The organism is Limnohabitans sp. (assembly GCF_044373035.1).
Taxonomy (GTDB): Bacteria; Pseudomonadota; Gammaproteobacteria; order Burkholderiales; family Burkholderiaceae_C; genus Limnohabitans_A.
The window spans coordinates 1-21,602 of record NZ_JBILQU010000046.1; the positions used below are offsets into that span (position 1 = coordinate 1).

The 21,602-nt window shown below is 61.9% G+C and carries 21 protein-coding genes; 11 read left to right on the forward strand and 10 right to left on the reverse strand.

The annotated features are described in order from the left end of the window. The 7 genes from ACIQ47_RS08755 to ACIQ47_RS08785 form a co-directional block, all read left to right on the forward strand. Positions 1–765 (forward strand): ABC transporter permease (locus ACIQ47_RS08755; RefSeq protein ID WP_396437768.1); only part of this gene is annotated, 765 nt, incomplete at its 5' end. Further along, entirely contained in the window at positions 765–1,640 is an 876-nt protein-coding gene (locus tag ACIQ47_RS08760) for an ABC transporter permease (protein ID WP_396437769.1), read from the forward strand. The genes ACIQ47_RS08755 and ACIQ47_RS08760, both read left to right, overlap by 1 nt. Next, positions 1,640–3,268, forward strand: a complete 1,629-nt coding sequence (locus ACIQ47_RS08765; RefSeq protein ID WP_396437770.1) for a dipeptide ABC transporter ATP-binding protein — start codon at positions 1,640–1,642, stop codon at positions 3,266–3,268. Before ACIQ47_RS08760 ends, ACIQ47_RS08765 begins: the two co-directional genes overlap by 1 nt. Before the next feature lie 60 nt (positions 3,269–3,328). Beyond that, positions 3,329–4,828, forward strand: coding sequence for a M81 family metallopeptidase (locus ACIQ47_RS08770; protein ID WP_396437771.1), 1,500 nt, complete (start codon positions 3,329–3,331; stop codon positions 4,826–4,828). Positions 4,829–4,876: 48 nt separating this feature from the next. Next, a complete protein-coding gene (locus ACIQ47_RS08775; protein ID WP_396437772.1) occupies positions 4,877–6,295 on the forward strand; it encodes an amidase in 1,419 nt (472 codons plus the stop codon). Positions 6,296–6,550: 255 nt separating this feature from the next. After that, a complete protein-coding gene (locus tag ACIQ47_RS08780) occupies positions 6,551–7,006 on the forward strand; it encodes a polymer-forming cytoskeletal protein (protein ID WP_396437773.1) in 456 nt (151 codons plus the stop codon). 46 nt (positions 7,007–7,052) lie between these two features. Next, entirely contained in the window at positions 7,053–7,820 is a 768-nt protein-coding gene (locus ACIQ47_RS08785; RefSeq protein WP_396437774.1) for a type III pantothenate kinase, read from the forward strand. A 32-nt stretch (positions 7,821–7,852) separates the two neighbouring features. Here the strand turns inward: ACIQ47_RS08785 and ACIQ47_RS08790 are convergent, their stop codons facing one another. Together ACIQ47_RS08790 and ACIQ47_RS08795 are read right to left on the reverse strand one after the other, a co-directional pair. Continuing rightward, the gene (locus ACIQ47_RS08790; RefSeq protein ID WP_396437775.1) at positions 7,853–8,518 is read right to left on the reverse strand and encodes a TetR/AcrR family transcriptional regulator; all 666 of its coding nucleotides are present in this window, start codon (positions 8,516–8,518) and stop codon (positions 7,853–7,855) included. Positions 8,519–8,546: 28 nt separating this feature from the next. Beyond that, a complete protein-coding gene (locus ACIQ47_RS08795; protein WP_396437776.1) occupies positions 8,547–9,137 on the reverse strand; it encodes a phasin family protein in 591 nt (196 codons plus the stop codon). Positions 9,138–9,294: 157 nt separating this feature from the next. Here ACIQ47_RS08795 and rfbB point away from each other — a divergent pair, with 157 nt between their 5' ends. From rfbB to slmA, 4 genes are all read left to right on the forward strand, one after another. Further along, positions 9,295–10,419 (forward strand): dTDP-glucose 4,6-dehydratase, encoded by a 1,125-nt coding sequence (rfbB, locus tag ACIQ47_RS08800; RefSeq protein ID WP_296292944.1) that lies wholly within the window; start codon positions 9,295–9,297, stop codon positions 10,417–10,419. Beyond that, positions 10,416–11,312: a dTDP-4-dehydrorhamnose reductase gene (gene rfbD, locus ACIQ47_RS08805; protein ID WP_296292943.1), complete on the forward strand. Its 897-nt coding sequence runs from the start codon at positions 10,416–10,418 to the stop codon at positions 11,310–11,312. Before rfbB ends, rfbD begins: the two co-directional genes overlap by 4 nt. A 68-nt stretch (positions 11,313–11,380) precedes the next feature. Then, positions 11,381–12,280 (forward strand): acetylglutamate kinase, encoded by a 900-nt coding sequence (argB, locus tag ACIQ47_RS08810; RefSeq protein ID WP_396437777.1) that lies wholly within the window; start codon positions 11,381–11,383, stop codon positions 12,278–12,280. Between the two features lie 43 nt (positions 12,281–12,323). Continuing rightward, entirely contained in the window at positions 12,324–12,947 is a 624-nt protein-coding gene (gene slmA, locus ACIQ47_RS08815; RefSeq protein ID WP_396437778.1) for a nucleoid occlusion factor SlmA, read from the forward strand. A 51-nt stretch (positions 12,948–12,998) separates the two neighbouring features. Here the strand turns inward: slmA and ACIQ47_RS08820 are convergent, their stop codons facing one another. The 8 genes from ACIQ47_RS08820 to dctP all read right to left on the reverse strand — a co-directional run. Then, entirely contained in the window at positions 12,999–13,367 is a 369-nt protein-coding gene (locus tag ACIQ47_RS08820) for a cupin domain-containing protein (RefSeq protein WP_396437779.1), read from the reverse strand. Between the two features lie 105 nt (positions 13,368–13,472). Next, positions 13,473–14,693: a D-mannonate dehydratase ManD gene (gene manD / locus ACIQ47_RS08825; RefSeq protein WP_396437780.1), complete on the reverse strand. Its 1,221-nt coding sequence runs from the start codon at positions 14,691–14,693 to the stop codon at positions 13,473–13,475. 3 nt (positions 14,694–14,696) lie between these two features. Further along, positions 14,697–16,094 carry a mannitol dehydrogenase family protein gene (locus tag ACIQ47_RS08830; protein ID WP_396437781.1) on the reverse strand — a complete coding sequence of 466 codons (1,398 nt, stop codon included), beginning with the start codon at positions 16,092–16,094 and terminating at the stop codon, positions 14,697–14,699. Between the two features lie 148 nt (positions 16,095–16,242). After that, positions 16,243–17,295: a malate/lactate/ureidoglycolate dehydrogenase gene (locus ACIQ47_RS08835; protein WP_396437782.1), complete on the reverse strand. Its 1,053-nt coding sequence runs from the start codon at positions 17,293–17,295 to the stop codon at positions 16,243–16,245. Positions 17,296–17,329: 34 nt separating this feature from the next. Further along, positions 17,330–18,859, reverse strand: a complete 1,530-nt coding sequence (locus ACIQ47_RS08840) for a UxaA family hydrolase (protein WP_396437783.1) — start codon at positions 18,857–18,859, stop codon at positions 17,330–17,332. A 45-nt stretch (positions 18,860–18,904) separates the two neighbouring features. Then, positions 18,905–20,299: a TRAP transporter large permease gene (locus tag ACIQ47_RS08845; protein WP_396437784.1), complete on the reverse strand. Its 1,395-nt coding sequence runs from the start codon at positions 20,297–20,299 to the stop codon at positions 18,905–18,907. 25 nt (positions 20,300–20,324) lie between these two features. Further along, positions 20,325–20,900 carry a TRAP transporter small permease gene (locus ACIQ47_RS08850; protein ID WP_396437785.1) on the reverse strand — a complete coding sequence of 192 codons (576 nt, stop codon included), beginning with the start codon at positions 20,898–20,900 and terminating at the stop codon, positions 20,325–20,327. Positions 20,901–20,969: 69 nt separating this feature from the next. Beyond that, positions 20,970–21,602 (reverse strand): TRAP transporter substrate-binding protein DctP (dctP, locus tag ACIQ47_RS08855; RefSeq protein ID WP_396437786.1); only part of this gene is annotated, 633 nt, incomplete at its 5' end.

Below are 21,602 nucleotides of genomic sequence, written 5' to 3' on the forward strand. Positions count from 1 at the left end.
CAATACTTCATCTGGATCGGGCGGGTGTTTCAGGGCGATCTGGGGTATTCGTATTACCTGAGCAAACCCGTCACCGAGCTGATCGCTCAGCGCATCGAGCCGACCCTCTCCCTGGCGGCTGGCACCTTGGTGTTGGCCATTGCCGTGGCCATTCCGCTGGGCACCATTGCCGCCTGGCGCATGGGGGGCTGGCTCGACAAAATCCTGTCCGGTTTTTCGGTGGCCGGGTTTTCGGTGCCGGTGTTTGTGATCGGCTACTTGCTCATTTACCTGTTTGCCATTCGCTTGGACTGGCTGCCGGTGCAGGGCTATAAAACCTTGTTCGGGCCGCGCAGTGTCGGCGTTTGGGATTGGATGCGGCAGCTGATCTTGCCCTGGATGACGCTGGCCATGATTTATGTGGCGCTGATTGCGCGGGTCACCCGGGCCAGCGTGTCCGAGGCCCTGACCGAAGACTACATCCGCACCGCACGGGCCAAGGGCCTGACCGAGCGTGTGGTGCTGCTGCGCCACGCGCTGGCCAATGCGGCCGTGCCCATCGTCACCGTGATCGGCATTGGTGTGGCCTTGCTGATTGGCGGGGTGGTGGTGACCGAGACGGTGTACGCCATTCCCGGCTTGGGCATGCTCACCGTGGATGCGGTGCTCAACCGCGACTTCCCGGTGATCCAGGGGCTGGTCCTGCTGTTTTCCTGCGCCTACGTGTTCATCAACCTCATGGTCGATTTGAGCTACCTCTTTCTTGATCCGAGGATCCGTTACTGATGTCAGTCTCTCAGCGTTTATGGGCCAACGGCTCGATCCGGTTTGGTGCCGTGGTGCTCGGGTTCATGGTCTTGGTGTCCTTGCTGGCGCCTTGGCTGGGCACCTTGGACCCGGCTGCCATGGACTCCAACTTCATCAACAAGCCTGCGGGACTTAAGGGTGACTTCACCTTGGTCGACGGCAGCACGGTGGCCCACACCTTCTGGCTGGGCACCGACAGTTTTGGCCGCGACATGTACAGCCGCGTGGTGTATGGGGCGCAAGTGTCTTTGTTGGTGGGTGGGTTCACCGCCGCGCTGGCGCTGGCGTTGGGTGGCTTCTTGGGCATGATGGCCGGTTACTTTCGGCAAGTCGATGCGGTGCTGATGCGCTTCATGGACGGTCTGATGGCCATTCCTGCCATTTTGTTGGCCATTGCGCTGGTGGCGGCCTTGGGCGCGCAAGTGTGGACGGTGGTGGTGGCCATCGCCATTCCCGAGGTGCCGCGCGTGACGCGCTTGGTGCGCTCTTTGGTGCTGAGCCTGCGTGAAGAGCCTTTTGTGGAAGCGGCCCGAGCGCTGGCCACGCCCACGTCCGTGATCCTGTGGCGGCACATCCTGCCCAATGCTTTGGCCCCCTTGATCGTGCAGGGCACCTTTGTGGCGGCATCGGCCGTTTTGACCGAGGCGATTTTGAGTTTTCTGGGCCTGGGCCTGCCGCCCGACATCCCAACCTGGGGCAACATCATGGCCGAGGGGCGTGTGCAATTTAGCCAGTACCCTGGCAACGTGCTGTACCCCGCCTTGTTTTTGGTGCCCACAGTGCTGGCCGTGAATTTGTTGGGGGATGGTTTGCGCGACGTGCTCGATCCCAAGTTTGCAAAGAGGGGGGCATGATGAGCACAGCATCCCCTCAACCGGTCCTGTCGATTCGCCAACTCTCAGTCGCCTTGCCTGCGGGCAGTGACCGGGCGCATGCGGTGCACGAGGTGTCATTGACGATTCACCCCGGGCAGACCTTGTGTGTGGTGGGCGAGTCGGGTTCGGGCAAATCGGTCATGGCCACCACCGTGATGGGTTTGCTGGCCAAGGAGTTGCGCCCCAGCGGCGGTGAGATCGTGCTGCAAGGCGAGTCCTTGCTGGGTGCCTCGGCCTCGCGTTTGCGCGACTTGCGCGGGCGCAGCATGGGCATGGTGTTCCAGGAACCCATGACCGCGCTCAATCCGGTCATGACCTGCGGTGACCAGGTCGACGAGTTGCTCTCGACCCACACCGATTGGCCCCGCGACCAACGACGCGCTGAAATTTTGCGCATTTTTGAGCGGGTGCGTTTGCCTGATCCTGAGCGCATGCTGCGCAGCTACCCGCACCAGCTCAGCGGCGGTCAGCGCCAACGCATCGTGATCGCCATGGCCGTGGTGCTCAAGCCTGCCTTGATCATTTGCGACGAGCCGACCACGGCGCTGGACGTGACCACGCAAAAAGAAATTTTGAAGCTGATTGCCGACTTGCAACGAGAGCAGGGCAGTGCGGTGCTGTTCATCACGCACGACATGGGCGTGGTGGCCGAGATCGCCGACCAGGTGCTGGTGATGAACCAGGGCGAAGCCGTAGAGGGCGGTCTTTGCGAGCAGGTCTTGCGCCGCCCCAAGGCCGAGTACACGCGCCAATTGTTGGCGGCCGTGCCGGGCATGACACCGCCTGCGGCCAAACCTGCCTTCAGTGGCCCGGCTTTGTTGTCGGGCCAGAGCGTGGGCAAAACCTACGCCAGCCGCGACTGGATGGGCCGCAACCGCGCCACCGCTGCGCTGCAAAACGCCCATGTGGCGGTGCACGCGGGCGAGACGGTGGGCATTGTGGGCGAGTCCGGTTCGGGCAAGTCGACCTTTGCGCGTTGCCTGATTCGCCTGATCGACCCGACCGAGGGCCGCATCTTGTGGGGCGACGACGAGGTGGCGACTTTGCCCGAGAGCCGCTTGCGGCCTTTGCGCAACCGGGTGCAGGTGGTGTTTCAAGACCCCAACCGCTCGCTCAACCCGCGCCGCACGGTGGGGCAGTCCATGGTCGAAGGGGCCATGAACTTTGGCCAGTCGCGCGCCGAGGCCCAAGCCTTGGCGGCCGAGCTGATGGCGCAGGTGCGTTTGCCGGTTGAAGCGCTGCTGCGCTATCCCAGCCAGTTCAGTGGTGGACAAAGGCAGCGCCTGGCCATCGCTCGGGCGTTGGCGTGCCGCCCCCAAGTGCTGGTGGCCGACGAGGCGGTGAGCGCTCTGGATGTGAGCGTGCAGGCCCAAATTTTGAACTTGCTGCGCGAAATTCAGGGTCGTCTGGGCCTGGGTTTGCTCTTCATCACGCACGACCTGCGCGTGGCCGCGCAACTGTGCGACCGCGTGATCGTGATGCACCAAGGCCTGATCGTCGAAGAAGGCCCAACCCACGAGCTCTACGCTAACCCCCAACAAGACTACACGCGCCGCCTGTTGCAGGCAGCGCCTGCCGCTTTGCCGCCCCTTGAAGCTGCACCTTGATGTCGCACCGCGACAGCGCAGCTTCAGTCGGCTTGATTTGAACCCTGAACACGGCCCCCCATGACCCGTATCCTGATCGCTGGTTACCAGCACGAGACCAACACCTTTGCCCCCAGCCTGGCCGATTGGGCTGCCTTCCAAAGCGGCGAGGCCTTTCCGGCCTATGTGCGTGGGCAAGCCATGATCGACCAGATGACGGGCGTGAACATTCCGGCGGGCGGCTTCATCGACGCAGCGCGGCGCGAAGGCTGGCAGTTGGTGCCCTCGGCTTGGGCCGGAGCCACGCCATCTTCTTATGTGACGCAAGATGCGTTCGAGCGCATTGGCAGCGCCCTCCTGGATGACGTGCGATCGGCCCTGGTGCAGGGCCTGGACGGTGTGTACCTGGATTTGCACGGCGCAGCCGTGGCCGAAAACGCAGACGACAGCGAAGGCGAACTGATCGCACGCATCCGCGCCGTGGTGGGCCCCCAACTGCCCATCGTCGCCAGCCTGGACCTGCACGCCAACGTGACCGAGCGCATGCTGCAAATGTCCGATGGCCTGGTGGCCTACCGCACTTACCCGCACATCGACATGGCCGAGACCGGCGAGCGCGCAGCCATCTTGCTGCGCGAGCATTTGCGTGCAGGCGGCAAGCGCCCCATGCACGCGCGTCGCCTGCCATTTTTGATTTCGCTCAACGCGCAAAGCACCTGGATGGCCCCGGCCAAAGACCTCTACGACGAAATGATCGCGCTGGAGTCGCAAACCGGTTGCATGCTCAGTTTTTGCATGGGCTTTCCGGCGTCTGACTTTGCCGAATGCGGCCCCGTGGTCTGGGGCCACGGCCCGCAGGCTGAAATGGCCGTGCAGCGCCTGTTTGAACGTGTGGCTGAACCTGGCCAGTGGCGTCCCGATGTGGTGCCTGCACGCGAGGCGGTCACCCAAGCCCTGGCCACGGCCGAGGTGTCTGCCGCCCCCGTGGTCATCGCCGACACGCAAGATAACCCCGGCGCAGGCGGCGACAGCAACACCACCGGCATGTTGCATGCCCTGCTGCAACAAGGCGCTGGCCAGCGCTGGCCTGGCCAAGTGGCGCTGGGTTTGTTGTACGACCCTGAGGCCGCCCGCATGGCCCATGCCGCAGGGGTCGGGGCCAGCCTGCAACTGGCTTTGGGCAAGGCCGTGCCCACCTTCACGGGCCTGGCGAGTGACCCGCCACTGCAAGGGCGCTTCACGGTGCGGGCTTTGGGGCCGGATTATTGCGAACTCAAGGGGCCGATGATGACCGGCATGAAAGCCAAGATCGGACCTTGCGCTTGCCTCGAAATCGATGGCGTGTTGATTGCCGTGTCCAGCGGCAAATGCCAGATGCTCGACCGCGAGCTGTTCCGCGCCGTGGGCATCCACCCCGAGCAGATGAAGCTGCTGGTGGTCAAAAGCTCCAACCATTTCCGGGCCGACTTCACGCCGATGGCCAGCCGCGTGCTGGTGGCCAAAGCGGCGGGCCCCATGGCCGCTGATCCGGGCGACTTGCCCTGGAAAAAACTCAGCCCGAACACCCGTACCCGGCCCTGACGTTCAGGATTGCTCGGGCATTTGTATTTTTTTCGAAAGGCACACCCCATGAGCACCACACCCCAAGACCTGACCCAAGTCCCCGCCCACGAACTGCTGGCGCTGTACCGCAGCGGCCAGGCCTCGCCGGTAGAAGTCACCCAGGCGGTGTTGCAGCGCATCGAACGCGTCAACCCGCAAATCAACGCCTTTTGTCTGGTGGACGAAAAAGCGGCTCTGGCCAGTGCCCGTGCCAGTGAAGCCCGCTGGCAGGCGCACCGCCAGCAAGGCGCACCTGTTGGCGCTTTGGACGGTGTGCCCACCTCCATCAAGGATCTGATCCTGACCCAAGGCTGGCCCACCTTGCGCGGCAGCCGCACGGTTGACCCAAACCAGCCTTGGGATGTCGATGCCCCGGCCACCGCCCGTTTGCGCGAGGCGGGTGCGGTGTTGCTGGGCAAAACCACCACGCCCGAGTTTGGCTGCAAGGGCGAGACCAACTCGCCCGCCACCGGCATCACCCGCAACCCCTGGAACCTGAACCACACGCCTGGCGGCTCCTCGGGCGGCACGGCCGCTGCCGTGGCGGCAGGCCTGGGGCCTATCGGTGTGGGCACCGATGGTGCCGGCAGCGTGCGCATTCCGGCGGCCTTTTGTGGCAACGTGGGCCTCAAACCCAGCTTTGGCCGGGTGCCGGCCTACCCCCTGTCGCCGTTTGGCTCGGTGGCCCACTTGGGGCCACACACCATGAGTGTGCGCGACGCTGCCTTGATGACCAACGTGCTCAAGCAGCCCGATGCCCGCGACTGGACATCGCTGCCACCGGACGCCAGCGACTACACCGTGGGCCTGGAAGACGGCATCCGTGGCCTGCGCATCGCGTATTCACCCACCTTGGGGTACGCCAAGAACGTTCACCCCGAAATCGCAACGGCGGTCGATCTGGCGGTCAAGAAGCTGCAAGCCTTGGGCGCGCACGTGGAGCAGATCGACCCCGGCTTCGAAGACCCGCTCGACATCACCACCGGCCTCTGGTTTTTGGGCGCCTACACCTTGTGGAAGGGTTTGAGCCCTGAGCAGCAGGCCGTGGCCGACCCCGACTTCCAAACCGAGGCCGAGCTGGGTGCGCAACTGAGCGCCTTGCAAATCCAACAACTCAACCAACGCCGTGGCGTTTTGGGCTCGCACATGCGCCAGTTCATGCAGCGCTTTGACTTGCTGGTCACGCCCGCCGTGTCCATCCCGGCTTTTGAAGCGCGAGCAGCCGGTATGGTGACCATGAACCCGGTGTCCATGCTCGGCTGGACACCCTTCAGCTACCCCTTCAACTTGACCCAGCAGCCCGCCATCACCGTGCCTTGTGGCCTGACCCAAAGTGGCTTGCCCATGGGCCTGCAGATCGTGGGGCCGATGTTTGGCGATGCGCTGGTGTTGCGCGCCGCAAGGGCCTACGAGTCGGTGATGCCGGTGGTGCGACCAAAGATCTGACGAACGCGCAGATCGGGTCATTGCACAGGCCCCTTTCGGGTCAGGCACGTAAGCGCTATCGAGGGTGTACCCCTGCAAGAAGGCGTGTTGCTGGCAGCTTTGACGGTGAAATCCATCAATGCCATGGAGCCTAAATCCGGCAGTTACCAGCCTTGATAAAAAATTTAAACGGCGTGCCCATGCACCCTACCAAAGCTTTGGCAGTTTGGGCCAAGCTCTGATAATCTCGGGTATTCGATGCGAAAAGGAGGCAACATGTTTGGTTCAAAAAAAACGACACATTCCCCGTTGGTCATGGGTCATGAGAAGTTCGACACGCTGATCGGGCGCAATGCCGAAATCCATGGGTGCCTGAAATTGAAGGAAAGTGTTCGAATTGACGGCAAGGTGGTGGGTAATATCGAAGCGCCCAAAGACGCTGCCATCTCGGTGGTGATCGGCTCCAATGGCGAAATCCAGGGAGATGTCATGGCCAGCCGCATCGTCGTGGCGGGCAAAGTGTCGGGCAATATCTATGCTTATGAGCGGGTCGAACTCATGGCCAGTGCGCTGGTTCAAGGCGACATCAAATACGCCTCCATGGCGGTGGAGCATGGCGCACGTCTGCTGGGCCTGATGCTTCAGATTGATGGAAATGAGGTACCAGCCAACTTGGGCCTTGATGCTCAAGCTGCCATCCACAAAGCCAAAACCGCCGGGCAGCCCGATTGAGGGACAGCCCGAAAGGGCGGTTGTCAAAAATCATTATCATCGGTGGATGACATTTTTAGCCATCGACGTCGGCAATACCCGCCTGAAATGGGCGTTGTACGAGCTACCCAGTCCCCGTGCTGCTTTGGTGACCCACGGCGCCGAATTCCTCGAAAACATCGACCGGCTTTCGGAAGGCCCCTGGGCCCGGTTGCCAGTGCCACGCCATATGCTCGGCTGCGTGGTGGCGGGTGATGCCATCAAGCGCCGCGTGCAAGAGCAAATGGAGTTGTGGGACTTCCCGCCCCAGTGGGTGGTGCCCAGCTCGCAAGAAGCCGGGCTCATCAACGGCTACGACTATCCCTCGCGCTTGGGTGCAGACCGCTGGGTGGCCATGATCGGTGCGCGCCAGCGGATGCTGGCGCAGGGAGGCCCTGCGCGCCCGCTGGTGGTGGTCATGGTGGGCACGGCCGTCACGGTGGAGGCCATAGACGCCGAAGGGCGCTTTTTGGGGGGGCTGATCCTGCCGGGTCACGGCATCATGCTGCGTGCCCTCGAGTCGGGTACAGCCGGGTTGCATGTGCCCACGGGCGAGGTGACCCCCTTTCCCACCAACACCAGCGACGCCCTGACCAGCGGTGGTACTTACGCCATTGCCGGGGCGTGCGAGCGCATGGTGCAGCACCTGCGAGACCACACCCACCTGGAGCCGATGTGCATCATGACGGGCGGTGCAGGCTGGAAAATGGCCCCGAGCATGTCGGTGCAATTCGAGTTGGTGGACAACCTGATTTTCGATGGTCTCTTGGCCATGGCCGCATCGCGCTTTGCCTGAAGGCTGCAGCGCAGTGTGCGTCAGGCGCTGGATCAGCGCTGAGTCGCGCTGTAGGCTGAGCTCAGGCCTCTCAGGTGATTTTGCAAGTCAACGCTGGCCATATAAGGCGTCAGCAAGGCCAGCACATGCTGAGCCCCCCGGGTCAGGGCCAAACCTGCGTTGGCGGGCTCCATGGCGTGTCGTGGGTCTCGAACATACTCGTAGCTCAGCCAATACGTCACCATCACCGACATGCTGGCTGACAGGGTTTCGATGCTGTCCGGGTCGATGCGCATCAAACCCGCTGCCGCAAGTGATTCCAGCATCTGCCGAAACGCATGGGTCTTGCGCGTGAGCACGGCGTGAAAATGCATTTCCAGATGCCGGTTGCCCGACAACAAGTTGTTCAGGTCGCGGTACAAAAAGCGGTGGTTCCAGACGCGCTCAAAAAGCGAGTGCAGAAAAAACCAGGTGTCCTCAATGTCTCGCACATCCGGTGCAGCATCCAGCAGGGCCAGCATGGCGCTCTCGTACTGGTCAAACAGGTGGTTGACCAGTACGTCTTTGGAGGCAAAGTGGTAGTAGAGGTTGCCGGGGCTGATGCGCAGTTCGGCCGAGATCAGCGTGGTTGACACATTCGGCTCGCCAAACCGGTTGAACAGGCCCAGCGTCACTTCGGCGATGCGCTCAGCGGTGCGGCGGGGGGCTTTTTTGGCCATGGCAAGTCAGCAGCGAGGGCCAGGCCGATCAGGCCGATTTGCTGCGCTGCTTTTTGGCGCTGGCCGATGAAGTCTTGGGGGCGGATTTGGCGACAGTTTTCGTGGCTGTTTTGCCCACAGATTTGACCAAAGGTTTGCCCGAGGCTTGGCGTGAAGACTTCGACAAGGGCTTGGCCTTTTTTGTGGTGTCTTGGTCTTGCTTTCTTGTGCTGCCGTTTCTGGCGAGCCATTGCGTTTCGAGTTGGGTCACCCGGTCGTTGAGCATCTGGATGTCCAGCAGCGAGGGCATGCCCAGCCGATGCAAGGCCTGGGCCACGCGGTCTTCAAACAGGTGTTCCAGCTTGTCCACTCGCCCTGAAGCGGGTTGACCAAAGTCGGTGGTCAGGTGGCTCAGGCGTTCGGTGGCTTCTTGCAGGCGTTGTTGCGCTTCGGACTGGCTTTTGCGCTGAAAGGCCAGTCCGTCGTTCACCAGAGCCTCAATGGCTTTGCTGCCATCTTGTTGCGCTTTGGCCAGCGCGCCCAAGCCTGCCAACCAAACATGCTGCGCCGGCGGCGTCACGATCTCAGAGGCCTTAGCCTTGGCGTGGGTCTTGTGGGAGGTGTCTTTTGATGAGGCCATGGTGCATTTCCTGAACAGGACGCCACTGTAACCTGATGCCGCCACTTTGAGCACCAGGGTGCAGCCAGTCGGTGTTTGTCGAGATCGTCAGGCGATGCTTCTAGAATCAGCATTTGTTGGTGCAGCCTCCCGTGGCACCCTTAAGCAGATCCCATCCATGACCCTTCTTGTCACCGGCGCAGCCGGATTCATCGGTGCCAACTTTGTGCTGGACTGGCTGTCATCCAGTCAAGAGCCCATCATCAACCTCGACAAACTCACCTACGCAGGCAACCCCGAAACCCTGGCCAGCTTGCAAGGCGATGCGCGGCATGTTTTTGTTCAAGGCGACATCGGTGACGCCGAACTCGTCAGCCGATTGCTGGCCGAGCACCAGCCCCGCGCCGTGCTCAACTTCGCCGCCGAAAGCCATGTGGACCGTTCCATCCACGGTCCGGGTGAATTCATCGAGACCAACATCGTGGGCACCTTCCGGTTGCTGGAATCGGTGCGCGGCTATTGGAGCGCCCTGCCCGTGGGAGCGGTCTCTGAACGCGATGGTGTGCTGGCCGATGGTTCATCGCGGTCCGAGACCGCCCCCACGCAAGAGGGCTTCAGGTTTTTGCACGTCTCCACCGACGAGGTGTATGGCTCGCTCGCCAAAGACGACCCCGCCTTTGCCGAGACGCACCGTTACGAGCCCAACAGCCCCTACAGCGCCAGCAAGGCCGCCTCTGACCACCTGGTGCGCGCCTGGCACCACACTTATGGCCTGCCGGTGCTCACCACCAATTGCTCCAACAACTACGGCCCGTACCACTTCCCCGAAAAACTCATCCCGCTGATGATTGTCAACGCCCTGGCCGGCAAGCCCCTGCCGGTGTACGGCGACGGCATGCAAGTGCGTGACTGGCTTTATGTCAAGGACCACTGCAGTGCAATTCGCCGCGTGCTCGAAGCCGGGCGTCTGGGCGAGACCTACAACGTGGGCGGCTGGAACGAAAAGCCCAACATCGAGATCGTGAAAACGGTGTGCGCGCTGTTGGACGAGTTGCGCCCCCGCGCTGATGGCCAGTCCTATGCCGAGCAAATCAGCCACGTGACCGACCGCCCCGGCCACGACCGGCGCTATGCCATCGATGCCCGCAAGCTCGAGGCCGAGTTGGGCTGGAAGCCGGCCGAGACCTTTGAAAGCGGCATCCGCAAAACCGTGCAGTGGTACTTGGCCAACCCGCAATGGGTCAGCAATGTGCAAAGCGGCGCCTACCGCGACTGGGTCCAAAAACAATACCAAGCCTCATGAAAATCCTATTGCTTGGAAAAAACGGCCAGGTCGGCTGGGAATTGCAGCGCAGCCTGGCCCCCTTGGGCCAGGTGCTGGCGCTGGACCGGCACAGCACAGACTTTTGCGGTGACTTGAGCCACCCGGAGCGCCTGGCGCAAACCGTGCGCAACTGGCGACCCAACGTCATCGTCAACGCCGCCGCCCACACGGCTGTGGACAAGGCCGAGAGCGAGCCGGACCTGGCCCGCTGTCTCAATGCCACCGCGCCCGCCGCGCTGGCGCAGGCCGCCGCTGAAGTGGGTGCCTGGCTGGTGCATTACTCGACCGATTACGTGTTCAACGGTCAGGGCCAGCAGCCTTGGCAAGAAGCCGACCCCACTGGCCCGCTCAGCGTGTACGGCCAGACCAAACGCGAAGGCGAGCAAGCCATTGTTGCCAGTGGCTGCCAACACCTGATTTTTCGCACCAGCTGGGTGTATGCAGCGCGCGGTGGCAACTTTGCCAAGACCATGCTGCGCCTGGCCGGTGAACGCGAGCGCCTCACCGTGATCGATGACCAGTACGGCGCGCCCACCGGGGCCGACCTGATCGCCGATGTCTCCGCGCACGCCATCCGCCAAGCCATGGCCAACCCAAGCCAGGCCTTGGCAGGCATTTACCACCTGGTGGCTTTGGGTGAAACCAGTTGGCACGGTTATGCCAGCCATGTGATCGCGCAGGCGCGGCACCTCCAACCTGAGCAGGGCCTGAAAGTGACCGACATCGCCCCCGTGCCCACTTCGGCTTTCCCGACGCCGGCCAAGCGGCCTTTGAATTCGCGCCTGAGCACCCACAAACTGCAGCAAGCCTTTGGGCTGGTGCTGCCGCCCTGGCAGCAAGGTGTCAACCGCATGCTGGCCGAGATGCTCTGAGCTGTCTTGGGCTTGCGGCACAATCCCCAGAACTTTGTGAACCATCTTTGACTACCCCGTTTCGCACCATGACCGACACCACCGCCGCCTCCACCGTTGCACCGCATGACCAGGCCCAGATCCTGGCGCAGGCCATGCCCTACATCCGCAAGTTCCACGGCAAGACCCTGGTCATCAAATACGGCGGCAACGCCATGACCGATCCGGCCCTGCAGCAAGCCTTTGCCGAAGACGTGGTGCTGCTCAAACTGGTGGGCATGAACCCGGTGGTGGTGCATGGCGGCGGCCCCCAAATTGAAACGGCCTTGAAGCGCCTGGGCAAGAAGGGCGAGTTCATTCAGGGCATGCGCGTGACCGATGCCGAGACCATGGAAGTCGTCGAGTGGGTGCTGGGCGGCGAAGTGCAACAAGACATCGTCGGCATGATCAACCGCGCCGGCGGCAAAGCCGTGGGCCTGACGGGACGCGACGGCGGCCTGATCCGCGCCAAAAAACTGCGCCTGATCGACAGCCAAGACCCCACCAAAGAACACGACATGGGCCAGGTGGGCGAGATCGAAAGCATCGACCCTGCCATCCTGCAATGCCTGCAAGACGATGCCTTCATTCCGGTGGTCAGCCCCATTGGTTTTGGTGTCAACAACGAAAGCTACAACATCAACGCCGACGTGGTGGCCGCCAAGTTGGCCACTGTGCTGCAAGCCGAAAAACTGCTCATGCTCACCAACATCCGGGGCGTGCTCGACAAAGAGGGCAACTTGCTCACCGAGCTGACCCCCAGCCGCATCGACGAGCTGTGTGCCGACGGCACCATCAGCGGCGGCATGATCCCCAAAATTGCGGGTGCGCTCGATGCCGCCAAAAGCGGCGTCAACGCGGTGCACATCATCGACGGCCGGGTGCCCCACGCCATGCTGCTCGAAGTGCTGTCCGAGCAGGCCTTTGGCACCATGATCCGCAGCCGATAAAACCAGACCGACAGCAAGCGCGGCGTCACAAAAAAGGGAAGACATGGCAGTTTTAGATCCATCCTCAGAGCACGAGCGCGACGAAGACGCCACCCCGGCCCGCAAGCGGCCACGCCCCGGTGAACGCCGCTTGCAAATATTGCAAACCCTGGTGGCCATGCTTGAGCAGCCCGGTGCCGAGCGCGTCACCACAGCTGGCCTGGCCGCCAAAATCGGTGTGAGCGAAGCGGCCTTGTACCGGCACTTCGCCAGCAAGGCCCAAATGTTCGAAGGGCTGATCGACTTCGTGGACCAGTCCGTCATGGGCCTGATCCGTCAAGTGACCGACCGTGAGCCCGTCGGCCTGCAACAAGCCAGTCGCATCGTGGCGCTGCTGCTGCAGTTTGCCGAAAAAAACCCCGGCATGAGTCGCGTCATGATTGGCGATGCGCTGGTGTTGGAGCACGAGCGCTTGCAAGAGCGCATCAACTTGCTGTTTGACAAGATCGAAGCGCAACTGCGCCAATCCCTCAAAGCCAGCGACTCGGCCAGCCCCACCGCCGACGCACAGGTCACCGCCTCGATGCTGGTGGCCTTCATGCAAGGGCGCTTGCAGCGCTTTGCCCGCTCGGGTTTCAAGCGCTTGCCCTCAGAGCATTTGCCGGCGGCTTTGGGACGGATGATTTAAGCGCTGCTCAGACGAGAAGCACACCTCGAGAGTTCAACCAAAAGAGCGAGGTCAGTTGTCGCCGTTGACATAGAGGGTTGACCATGGTCCCTGTGCGACGCCGAAGACCAGAGTCTCCGTATCGCAGCCATCGAAGTGAACTTCATTGGCTGGGACATGCACAATTGAACTCGCTGCATAAGGCGAAGCCTTTGCGCGTTCGAAATCAGCACCCAGTCCCGGCATCAGGACACCGCGAAGCACCAGCAGGCGTGCCGGGCCCGTATGCCAGTGTGGTCTGTCCCAAGCGCCAGGCGGCAGTTTCAGAAAGTAGCTGAAGCCACCGACCGGATCTTGCTTGTCGCCTTCGAGCAAGGTGTAGCAGGTGCCGTCTGGGCTGATCTCCTGCCATTCGACTTTTTCAACATCAAAGGATCGCACGGCTGTGTTCTTGGGTGTGGGCTTGCATGAAGTAGGACGATTTTGGCTCGGAATCAGTCGCTTTTCAAGTTGGTAATCGGAGAGACGTATGGTGCAGGCACCACTTCACCAATTCCAAAGCGTCCCATCATGCTGCAACCGGTTCACGGGTAAATAAGCCCTTTGGTACGGGTACTTGGCAGCCAGTTTCTCATCAATGTCCACCCCGTGGCCGGGTGACTCGCCGCAGTGCATCATGCCGCGCTCAAAACGGTAGTCGTGCGGAAAGACCGAGAGCATTTCTTCGCTGTGCGGCATGAACTCTTGCACGCCGAAGTTGGGCACCCAGGTGTCAAAGTGCAGCGCTGCGCCCATGCACACGGGCGACAAGTCGGTTGCGCCGTGGCAGCCGGTGCGCACTTGGTACAGGCTGGCCAGGTCAGCAATGCGCCGCAGGTGCGTGATGCCGCCCGCGTGGACCACGGTGGTGCGGATGTAGTCGATCAGCTGTTTTTCGATCAGCGTCTTGCAGTCCCAGATGCTGTTGAAAATCTCGCCCACCGCGATCGGTGTGGTGGTGTGGTGGCGTATCCAGGCAAACGCATCCTGGTTTTCGGCGGGCGTCGGGTCTTCCATCCAGAACAGGCGCATGGGCTCCAGCGCTTTGCCCAGTTGCCCCGCCTCGATGGGCGTCAGGCGGTGGTGCACGTCGTGCAGCAAATGGATGTCGGGGCCAACAGCTTCGCGCACGGCTTCAAACAGGGCGGGGGTGTGGCGCAGATATTTTTCGGTGCTCCAGTCGTGTTCGCTGGGCAGGCTGCCGTCGGCGGGTTCGTACATGCTGTTCGAACTGTTCACACCACTCACGCCATAGACCTTGTTCAGGCCCGGCACGCCGCTTTGGGCGCGGATGGCCAGGTAGCCTTCTTCTTTGTGGCGCAAAACTTCGTCGACCGTCTCGGCCGTGTCGCGGCCGTTGGCGTGGCCGTAGACCATCACCCCGGTGCGGCTGCGCCCGCCCAGCAACTGGTACAGCGGCATGTTCGCCATCTTGGCCTTGATGTCCCACAGTGCGGTGTCCACGGCGGCAATCGCGCTCATGGTCACCGGGCCGCGCCGCCAGTAGGCCCCTTTGTAGAGGTATTGCCAGATGTCTTCGATCTGCTGCGGGTCGCGCCCGATCAGGCAGGGAATGACATGGTCTTCGAGGTAGCTGACCACGGCCAGCTCCCGGCCGTTGAGCGTGGCGTCACCGATGCCGTACACGCCTTGGTCGGTCTCGATCTTGAGGGTGACGAAGTTGCGGCCGGGGCTGCAGACGATGACGCGGGCGGCGGTGATTTTCATGGTTCAGGCCTCGGTCAGTTGCTGGACAGCGTGGTCCACACCGTGCTGCAAGATGTGTTGGTGCCAGTGCATGACGCGAGCGATCCAGGCGGCGTGTTGGGGCAGGGCGCTGCCCCACAGGTCTTCCCGGGCCAGCAGGGCGCGCACGCAGGCCTCGGGTTCGGTGCGTTGCGCGGCCCCCAACGCCATCAGGCTTTCAGCTTGCGGGTCGTTCAGGGCGTAGGCCTGGCCTTGCTCGTCCACGCCCAGCGTGTAGCGCACAAACACGGCTGCGGCCAGCGCATGGTGTTCAAACGAAGCGCCTTGCCCGATCTGGCCCAGCACCGAAGGAGGCCAGCGCTGCGGGATTTTTTGCGAGCTGTCGGTGGCGATTTGGTGCACGCTGTGCTTGAGGTAAGGGTTGCCAAAGCGGGCGATCAGCGCAGTTCGGTAATCGGCCCAGTCGCTGCGGCTCAGGTGCGGTGCAACTTCGTTGCCCATCAAGCGGAACACAAATTCTCGGATGTGTGGCACGCCAATGCAGCTGGCAATGAAAGGTCTGCCTGTGACCGCGCCCATCAGTGCCATGGCCGTGTGGCTGCCGTTGAGCATGCGCAGCTTGGCTTCTTCGTAGCTGTTCACATCGCTGGTCACGCGCACACCGGCGCTTTGCAGCAGAACGGCGTCGACCGGATCGGCAAAGCGGTCTTCAATCACCCACTCCCAAAAGCCCTCGGTGCTCAGGGCGCAGTGGTCCTGCAGGCCTAGAGCCTCTTGCGCGGCGGTCATCACTTCGACAGTGGCGGCGGGCACGATCCGATCGACCATGCTGCACGGAAAGGCACAGTGCGTATCGAGCCAACTCAGCACCTCGGAGTCTTCTGGCGCAGCGGCAGCTTTCACCAAGGCCTGCAACTTGTGCCCGTTGCCCTGCAGGTTGTCGCACGAGGCGATGGTGATGCCGGGTAAGCCTGCCTGCTGGCGCAGGCGCAAGCCGTCCAGCAGCAGCTGGCCCAGCGCCGGGGTGTAGCCTTTTTCTGTCACGGTGAGCGTGACCCAGCGGGTGCTGGGTGCGGCGATGGCTTGCACCACGGCATCGCGCTCGGTGGTGGCCACGCTGGTGCGCCAGAGGGCCCCGGGCACTTGCCACTTCACTCCTTGCCCGTTGGCAATGCGCACAGCGTACAAACCGTCTTGGGCTTTGAGTTGGTTCACCAAATCGGGCCGCGTCATGCCTACGCCGTGGATGCCCCAGCGCGTGTCGCCCGCGCTCAGCAGTTGGTCAAACACCATGGCCTGGTGCGCCCGGTGAAAAGCGCCCAAGCCCAAATGCACCACGCCGGGTGCGTGGCGTCTGCGGTCATAAATCGGGGTGTGGATGTCCGTGGGCAGCGATGCCTGGGTGAGTTCGCAAAGGTGCATGGGTGTCAGAGGGGTAAACAGTTCATGGTGTTGTAGGAGCGCACCCCTGTGCGCGATGGGTTTGGGAGTCGGTCCGTCATGTGTGCCGCAAGCGTCCCAATCGCCCAAGGGGTGGGCTCCGGCGAAAGAGATCTAAGTCAGCCAACGCTCAACGTCCTGCCAGTTTTTTCTCAGAGGCCTCGATCTCGGCCCATGTCGCATCGTCGATCCAGATGCCGTTTTGCTCGCGGTCCGCGCGGGCGGCGCGCTCGGGTTCGCCAGCCATGCGCACGCCATCGCTGCCTGGGGCATCTGGGCTTTGGCGCAGCCAGTCGTCAAAGGCCAAGGCTTCTTGTTCAAACATGGCTTGTGTGCCCAGTCGCACCGGGTCGATCAGCATCGTCAGCATGCCGTTGAGCACCGCCCGTTGGTGGTCGGCTTCGCGATGCCAGGTACCACCACCGGTCAGAGCGCCGCCCAGCAGCTCGCAGGCCATGGCCATGCCAAAGCCTTTGTGGTCGCCAAAGGTCATGAGCGCACCGAACAGGCCGTTGGACTGCGGCACCACCACCACGCCGGGGTTGGTGGTGGGGTGGCCGTGTTCGTCGATCAAATAGCCAGGTGGCACTTGTTCGCCCTTGTTGTGGGCCACGCGCATCTTGCCTTGCGCCACGCGGCTGGTGGCAAAGTCCAGCACAAAGGGGGCGCGGTTGCCCATGGGCACGCCGATGCAGCAGGGGTTGGTGCCAAAGCGGCCATCGCCACCGCCAAAGGGTGCGACCACGGGGCGGGAGAGCACGTTCACAAAATGCACCGACACCAGGCCTTGCGCCACGGCCATTTCGGCAAAGTGACCAATGCGGCCCAGGTGGTGCGAGCGGCTCAAGGCCACGGTGCACACGCCGTGTTGCTTGGCCCGCTCAATGCCCATCTGCATGGCTTGCACGCCGGTGATTTGGCCGTAGCCGCGCTGACCGTCCAGGTTCAACAGCGGTCCGGTGTCGAGCAGCACTTTCACGCCCGTGTTCGGGGACAGTCCCCCTTCGAGCACCGCGTCCACATAGCGCGGCACCATGCCCACGCCGTGCGAGTCGTGCCCGCTCAGGTTGGCCATGACCAAGTTGTCGGCCACTTGCGCGGCCTCAGCAGGCGTGCTGCCGGTCATGGCGATGATGCGGGTGATGTGCTGGCGCAGATCGGTGGCTGGGATGAGTTGGCTCATGTGAAATTTTTCAGAGTTGAGAAGTCGCAAAGGGTCACATCACCGCGCCGACTTGCCACGGCACGAATTCGTTTTGGCCGTAGCCGTGGCGCTCGCTCTTGGTGGGTTCGCCCGAAGCGGCGGCCAGGATCATCTCGAAAATGCGCTGACCCATGTTGGCGATGCTCACGCCGCCGTCCACGATCTCGCCGCAGTTCAGGTCCATGTCTTCTTCTTGTTTTTTCCACAAAGCGGTGTTGGTCGAGAACTTCAGGCTGGGCGATGGGGCGCAGCCATACGCGCTGCCGCGCCCAGTGGTGAAGCAAATCAAGTTGGCCCCACCCGCCACTTGGCCCGTGGCGCTGACGGGGTCGTAGCCCGGTGTGTCCATGTAGACAAAGCCTTTGGCGGTGACGGGCTCGGCGTATTCGTACACCGCTTGCAGGTTGCTGGTGCCGCCTTTGGCCACTGCACCCAGCGACTTTTCAAGGATGGTGGTCAAGCCACCCGCCTTGTTGCCGGGGGATGGGTTGTTGTTCATCTCGCCGCCGTTGATGGCGGTGTAGTTTTCCCACCATTTGATGCGCTCAATCAGTTTGTGTGCCACTTCGGGCTTGACGGCGCGACGCGTGAGCAAATGCTCGGCGCCATAAATTTCGGGCGTTTCGCTCAGGATCGCGGTGCCGCCGTGTTGCACCAGCAAGTCCACCGCCGCGCCTAAAGCGGGGTTGGCGCTGATGCCCGAATACCCGTCCGAGCCGCCGCACTGCAGACCGATGGTGATGTGTTCGGCGCTGCATGGCTCGCGTTGGGTGGCGTTGGCGCGGGGCAGCATCTCTTCGATCAAGGCAATGCCTTTTTCCACCGTCAGCCGCGTGCCGCCGGTGTCCTGAATGTTGAAGACCTTGAGCGTGTCGCCCACGCGCAGGCTGCTGTGTGCCAGCCAGGTGCCCAGTTGGTTGGACTCGCAGCCCAGGCCCACCACCACCACGCCCCAGAAGTTGGCATGCGTGGCATAACCGGCCAGCGTGCGCTCGAGCAACTGCATGCCCATCCCTTCGGTGTCCATGCCGCAGCCGGTGCCGTGGGTCAGCGCCACCACGCCGTCCACATTCGGAAAGTTCGCCAGCGCGGCGGGGTTGTTGCGTTTGGAGAAGTGATCGGCAATGGCGCGTGCCGCAGTGGCCGAACAGTTCACGCTGGACAGCACGCCGATGTAGTTGCGGGTCGCTACGCGGCCGTCGCTGCGCTTGTAGCCCATGAAGCTGGCTTGCTTGCGTGCGGGCTCGGGTTTCACGTCTTGACCAATGGCGTAGTCGCGCTCGAAGTTGCCTTTTTCGGCACCCATGTTCAGGTTGTGCGTGTGCACATGCTCGCCCGGCGCGATGGGCTGGTGTGCAAAACCAATGATCTGGTTGTAGCGGCGCACCGGCTCGCCCACGGCGATGGCGCATGTGGCGATTTTGTGGCCCGGCGGAATCAGGCCGCGCACGGCGACGCCGTCCACGGTGCTGCCGCTCATGAGTTGGGTGCGGGCGATGACCACGTCGTCAGACGGGTGCAGGCGAATGAAGAGATTGGACATGTTGAGCGTTGTTCAAAAACGGGGCCAGACACCAGCCCCGAGGGGTCAATAAAACTGCTTGGGCAACCACAGCACCAGGCTGGGGACGTAGGTGATGACCGCCAGGCTGCCCAGCAAGGGAAACAGCCAGGGCAAGATGGCCATGGTGGTGCGCTCCACACTGAGCTTGGCCACCCTCGCCAACACAAACAGCACCATGCCCATGGGCGGGTGCAGCAAACCGATCATGAGGTTGAGCACCATGATCAGACCGAAGTGCACCAGGTCAATGCCCAGTTGCTGGCAAATCGGCACCAGAATCGGCACCAGGATGGTGATGGCGGCGGTGGGCTCGAGGAAGCAACCTACAAACAGCATGAGTGCGTTGGCCAGCAGCAAAAATACCCAAGGCTCTTGGGTGAAGCCGAGTACCCAAGCGGAGATGGCCGTGGTCACGCCTGTGGCCGTCAGCATCCAGCCAAAGATGCTGGCCGCAGCCACGATGAACAGCACGGTGGCGGTCGTTTCCACCGTGTCCAGGCAGATCTTCACGAACATCTTGAAGTTGAGCGTGCGGTACCAGAAGAAGCCTAAGGCAATCGCCCAGACGCAAGCCGCGATCGCGCCTTCGGTGGGGGTGAACACGCCAGTGGTCATGCCGCCAATCAAGATCACGGGGGTCATGATGGGCAACACGGCCTGAAAGTTGAAGAATTTGTCGGCAGCGAATAAAACGAACAGGGCCACAAATACCGTGAGTTGAGGGGGTGTGCCCATGGCCGTGACCAGCCACCAAATCGCCAGAGGCCAGCCCATCACCACAGCAGTTTCGGCCAAGGCCTTGATGACCTTGGGCCATTCGAATTTCACATCGGCACCCCAGCCGTTTTTGTGTGCGAAGTAGGCCACCGTCAGCATCATGAGCAGCGCCATCAGGATGCCGGGCAAAATGCCCGCCAAGAACAGCGCACCCACTGACACGTTGGCCATCATGCCGTAGATCACAAAGGGCAAGCTGGGCGGAATGATGGGCCCCAGTGTGGCCGAAGCGGCGGTGACGCCCACGGCAAATTCGGTGCTGTAACCATGGTCTTTCATGGCCTTGATCTCGATGGTGCCCAAGCCTGCCGCGTCGGCAATGGCCGTGCCGCTCATGCCCGCAAACACCACCGAGCCCACCACGTTGACATGACCCAAACCGCCCTTGAGCCAGCCCACCAAGGCCAGCGCGTAGTTGTAGATGCGGTTGGTGATGCCCGCGTTGTTCATCAGGTTGCCGGCCAGAATGAAGAAGGGCACGGCCAACAAGGGGAAGCTGTCAATGCCCGAGACCATGCGGTGGATCACCACAAAGGGCGGCGAGCTTTGGGTGAAAAAGATGTAAATCAAAGACGCGCCCGCCATGGCAATGGCCACCGGGATACCGCCACTCATGAGAAAGAGAAAAATGATTTTCAACATGGGAAAACTTTCAGGAGGAGCGATTTCAGCGGTCGGTCATTTCGGATTCGGGGCGTTGCAGCACGGTGTAGCCGCGTTGCCAATGCACCTTGGCCACCCAAATGGAGCGCAAGCACATGGCCGCAAAACCGGCCATCACCACGCCATAAACCAGGTTCATCGGCAAGTCGATGATGGTCATCTTGTAGCTGCCCAGCTTTTGCATCATTTGGCCGGTGAGGAATGTGGCGGTGGCAAAAAAGGCGATGCGCACCACATCGACCACAGTGCCCATGGCGCGACCCATCCAGTCGGGCATGAAGCGAAAGAAGAAGTCCACCTGGATGTGGTTGTTTTTGGCCACACCCATCGTGGCCCCCGTGAAGACGGTGGCAATGAGCAAATAACGCGCAATCTCTTCGGTCCATGAGGCCGAGTTGTTCAAGACATAGCGTGTGAAAAATTGGTAAAAAACCGTCAGGCCCAAGGCCCAGAAGAAGGCCAAGGCCACCCAGGCTTCAATCGGCGTGCCCGAGAGATCGACGTCGTCATCGGTCACGTGAAACTGGCCATCGTCACCCATGACTTTGGGCATGGCGTCGAGGTCGGGGAGGTTGCTCATGGGGAATCCTTGAAATCGAAAAACGCAGCAGGTCGGACCTTGTGGGTCCGACCTGCTCACCCATTGGGCTTACTTGGCCGCTTGGATCTTGTCGAAGTCAGACTGCGTGAAACCCATGGAGGTCAGGGGTTTGTTTTTCAGGACAGCATCCTGGAAAGACTTGCGGTCCACTTGTACGATTTGCAGGCCTTTTTTCTTGAACTCGTCCACCAATTCGACTTCGCGCGCTTTGATCTTGGCGGTGGCACGCGCTGCTGCTTGCTGCGTCACTTCAGTGAACATTCTTTTTTCTGCATCGCTCAATTTATTCCATACGTGAGGCGCAACTTGCGTGATCAAACCGTCCACGATGTGGCCTGTCAGCATGATGGCTTTTTGCACTTCAAAAAACTTCTTGGCTTCGATGGTGGTCAAGGGGTTTTCTTGCGCTTCCACGGTGCCGTTTTGCAGGGCCAGGTACACCTCGGCAAAAGCAATGGGCGTGGGGTTGGCACCGCAGGACTCAGGTGTGGCGCGGTAGGCGGGCACGTCGGGCACGCGGATCTTGATGCCCTTCATGCCCTCGCAATTGGTGAAGGCTTTTTGAGCCGTGGTGTGGCGTGCGCCGTAGTAGGTGTAGGCCGTGACCTGGATGCCGGTCTTGGCGCGAAATTCGTTGACCATTTCCTGAAAAATTGGGCTTTTGGAGTAGGCGATCAAATG

Excerpts from the sequence above, each read along its gene's own strand:
- ACIQ47_RS08760 (WP_396437769.1), top strand. The coding sequence starts at position 765 with ATGTCAGTCTCTCAGCGTTTATGGGCCAACGGCTCGATCCGGTTTGGT.
- ACIQ47_RS08765 (WP_396437770.1), top strand. The coding sequence starts at position 1,640 with ATGAGCACAGCATCCCCTCAACCGGTCCTGTCGATTCGCCAACTCTCA.
- ACIQ47_RS08770 (WP_396437771.1), top strand. The coding sequence starts at position 3,329 with ATGACCCGTATCCTGATCGCTGGTTACCAGCACGAGACCAACACCTTT.
- ACIQ47_RS08775 (WP_396437772.1), top strand. The coding sequence starts at position 4,877 with ATGAGCACCACACCCCAAGACCTGACCCAAGTCCCCGCCCACGAACTG.
- ACIQ47_RS08780 (WP_396437773.1), top strand. The coding sequence starts at position 6,551 with ATGTTTGGTTCAAAAAAAACGACACATTCCCCGTTGGTCATGGGTCAT.
- ACIQ47_RS08785 (WP_396437774.1), top strand. The coding sequence starts at position 7,053 with ATGACATTTTTAGCCATCGACGTCGGCAATACCCGCCTGAAATGGGCG.
- ACIQ47_RS08790 (WP_396437775.1), bottom strand. The coding sequence starts at position 8,518 with ATGGCCAAAAAAGCCCCCCGCCGCACCGCTGAGCGCATCGCCGAAGTG.
- ACIQ47_RS08795 (WP_396437776.1), bottom strand. The coding sequence starts at position 9,137 with ATGGCCTCATCAAAAGACACCTCCCACAAGACCCACGCCAAGGCTAAG.
- rfbB (WP_296292944.1), top strand. The coding sequence starts at position 9,295 with ATGACCCTTCTTGTCACCGGCGCAGCCGGATTCATCGGTGCCAACTTT.
- rfbD (WP_296292943.1), top strand. The coding sequence starts at position 10,416 with ATGAAAATCCTATTGCTTGGAAAAAACGGCCAGGTCGGCTGGGAATTG.
- argB (WP_396437777.1), top strand. The coding sequence starts at position 11,381 with ATGACCGACACCACCGCCGCCTCCACCGTTGCACCGCATGACCAGGCC.
- slmA (WP_396437778.1), top strand. The coding sequence starts at position 12,324 with ATGGCAGTTTTAGATCCATCCTCAGAGCACGAGCGCGACGAAGACGCC.
- manD (WP_396437780.1), bottom strand. The coding sequence starts at position 14,693 with ATGAAAATCACCGCCGCCCGCGTCATCGTCTGCAGCCCCGGCCGCAAC.
- ACIQ47_RS08830 (WP_396437781.1), bottom strand. The coding sequence starts at position 16,094 with ATGCACCTTTGCGAACTCACCCAGGCATCGCTGCCCACGGACATCCAC.
- ACIQ47_RS08835 (WP_396437782.1), bottom strand. The coding sequence starts at position 17,295 with ATGAGCCAACTCATCCCAGCCACCGATCTGCGCCAGCACATCACCCGC.
- ACIQ47_RS08840 (WP_396437783.1), bottom strand. The coding sequence starts at position 18,859 with ATGTCCAATCTCTTCATTCGCCTGCACCCGTCTGACGACGTGGTCATC.
- ACIQ47_RS08845 (WP_396437784.1), bottom strand. The coding sequence starts at position 20,299 with ATGTTGAAAATCATTTTTCTCTTTCTCATGAGTGGCGGTATCCCGGTG.
- ACIQ47_RS08850 (WP_396437785.1), bottom strand. The coding sequence starts at position 20,900 with ATGAGCAACCTCCCCGACCTCGACGCCATGCCCAAAGTCATGGGTGAC.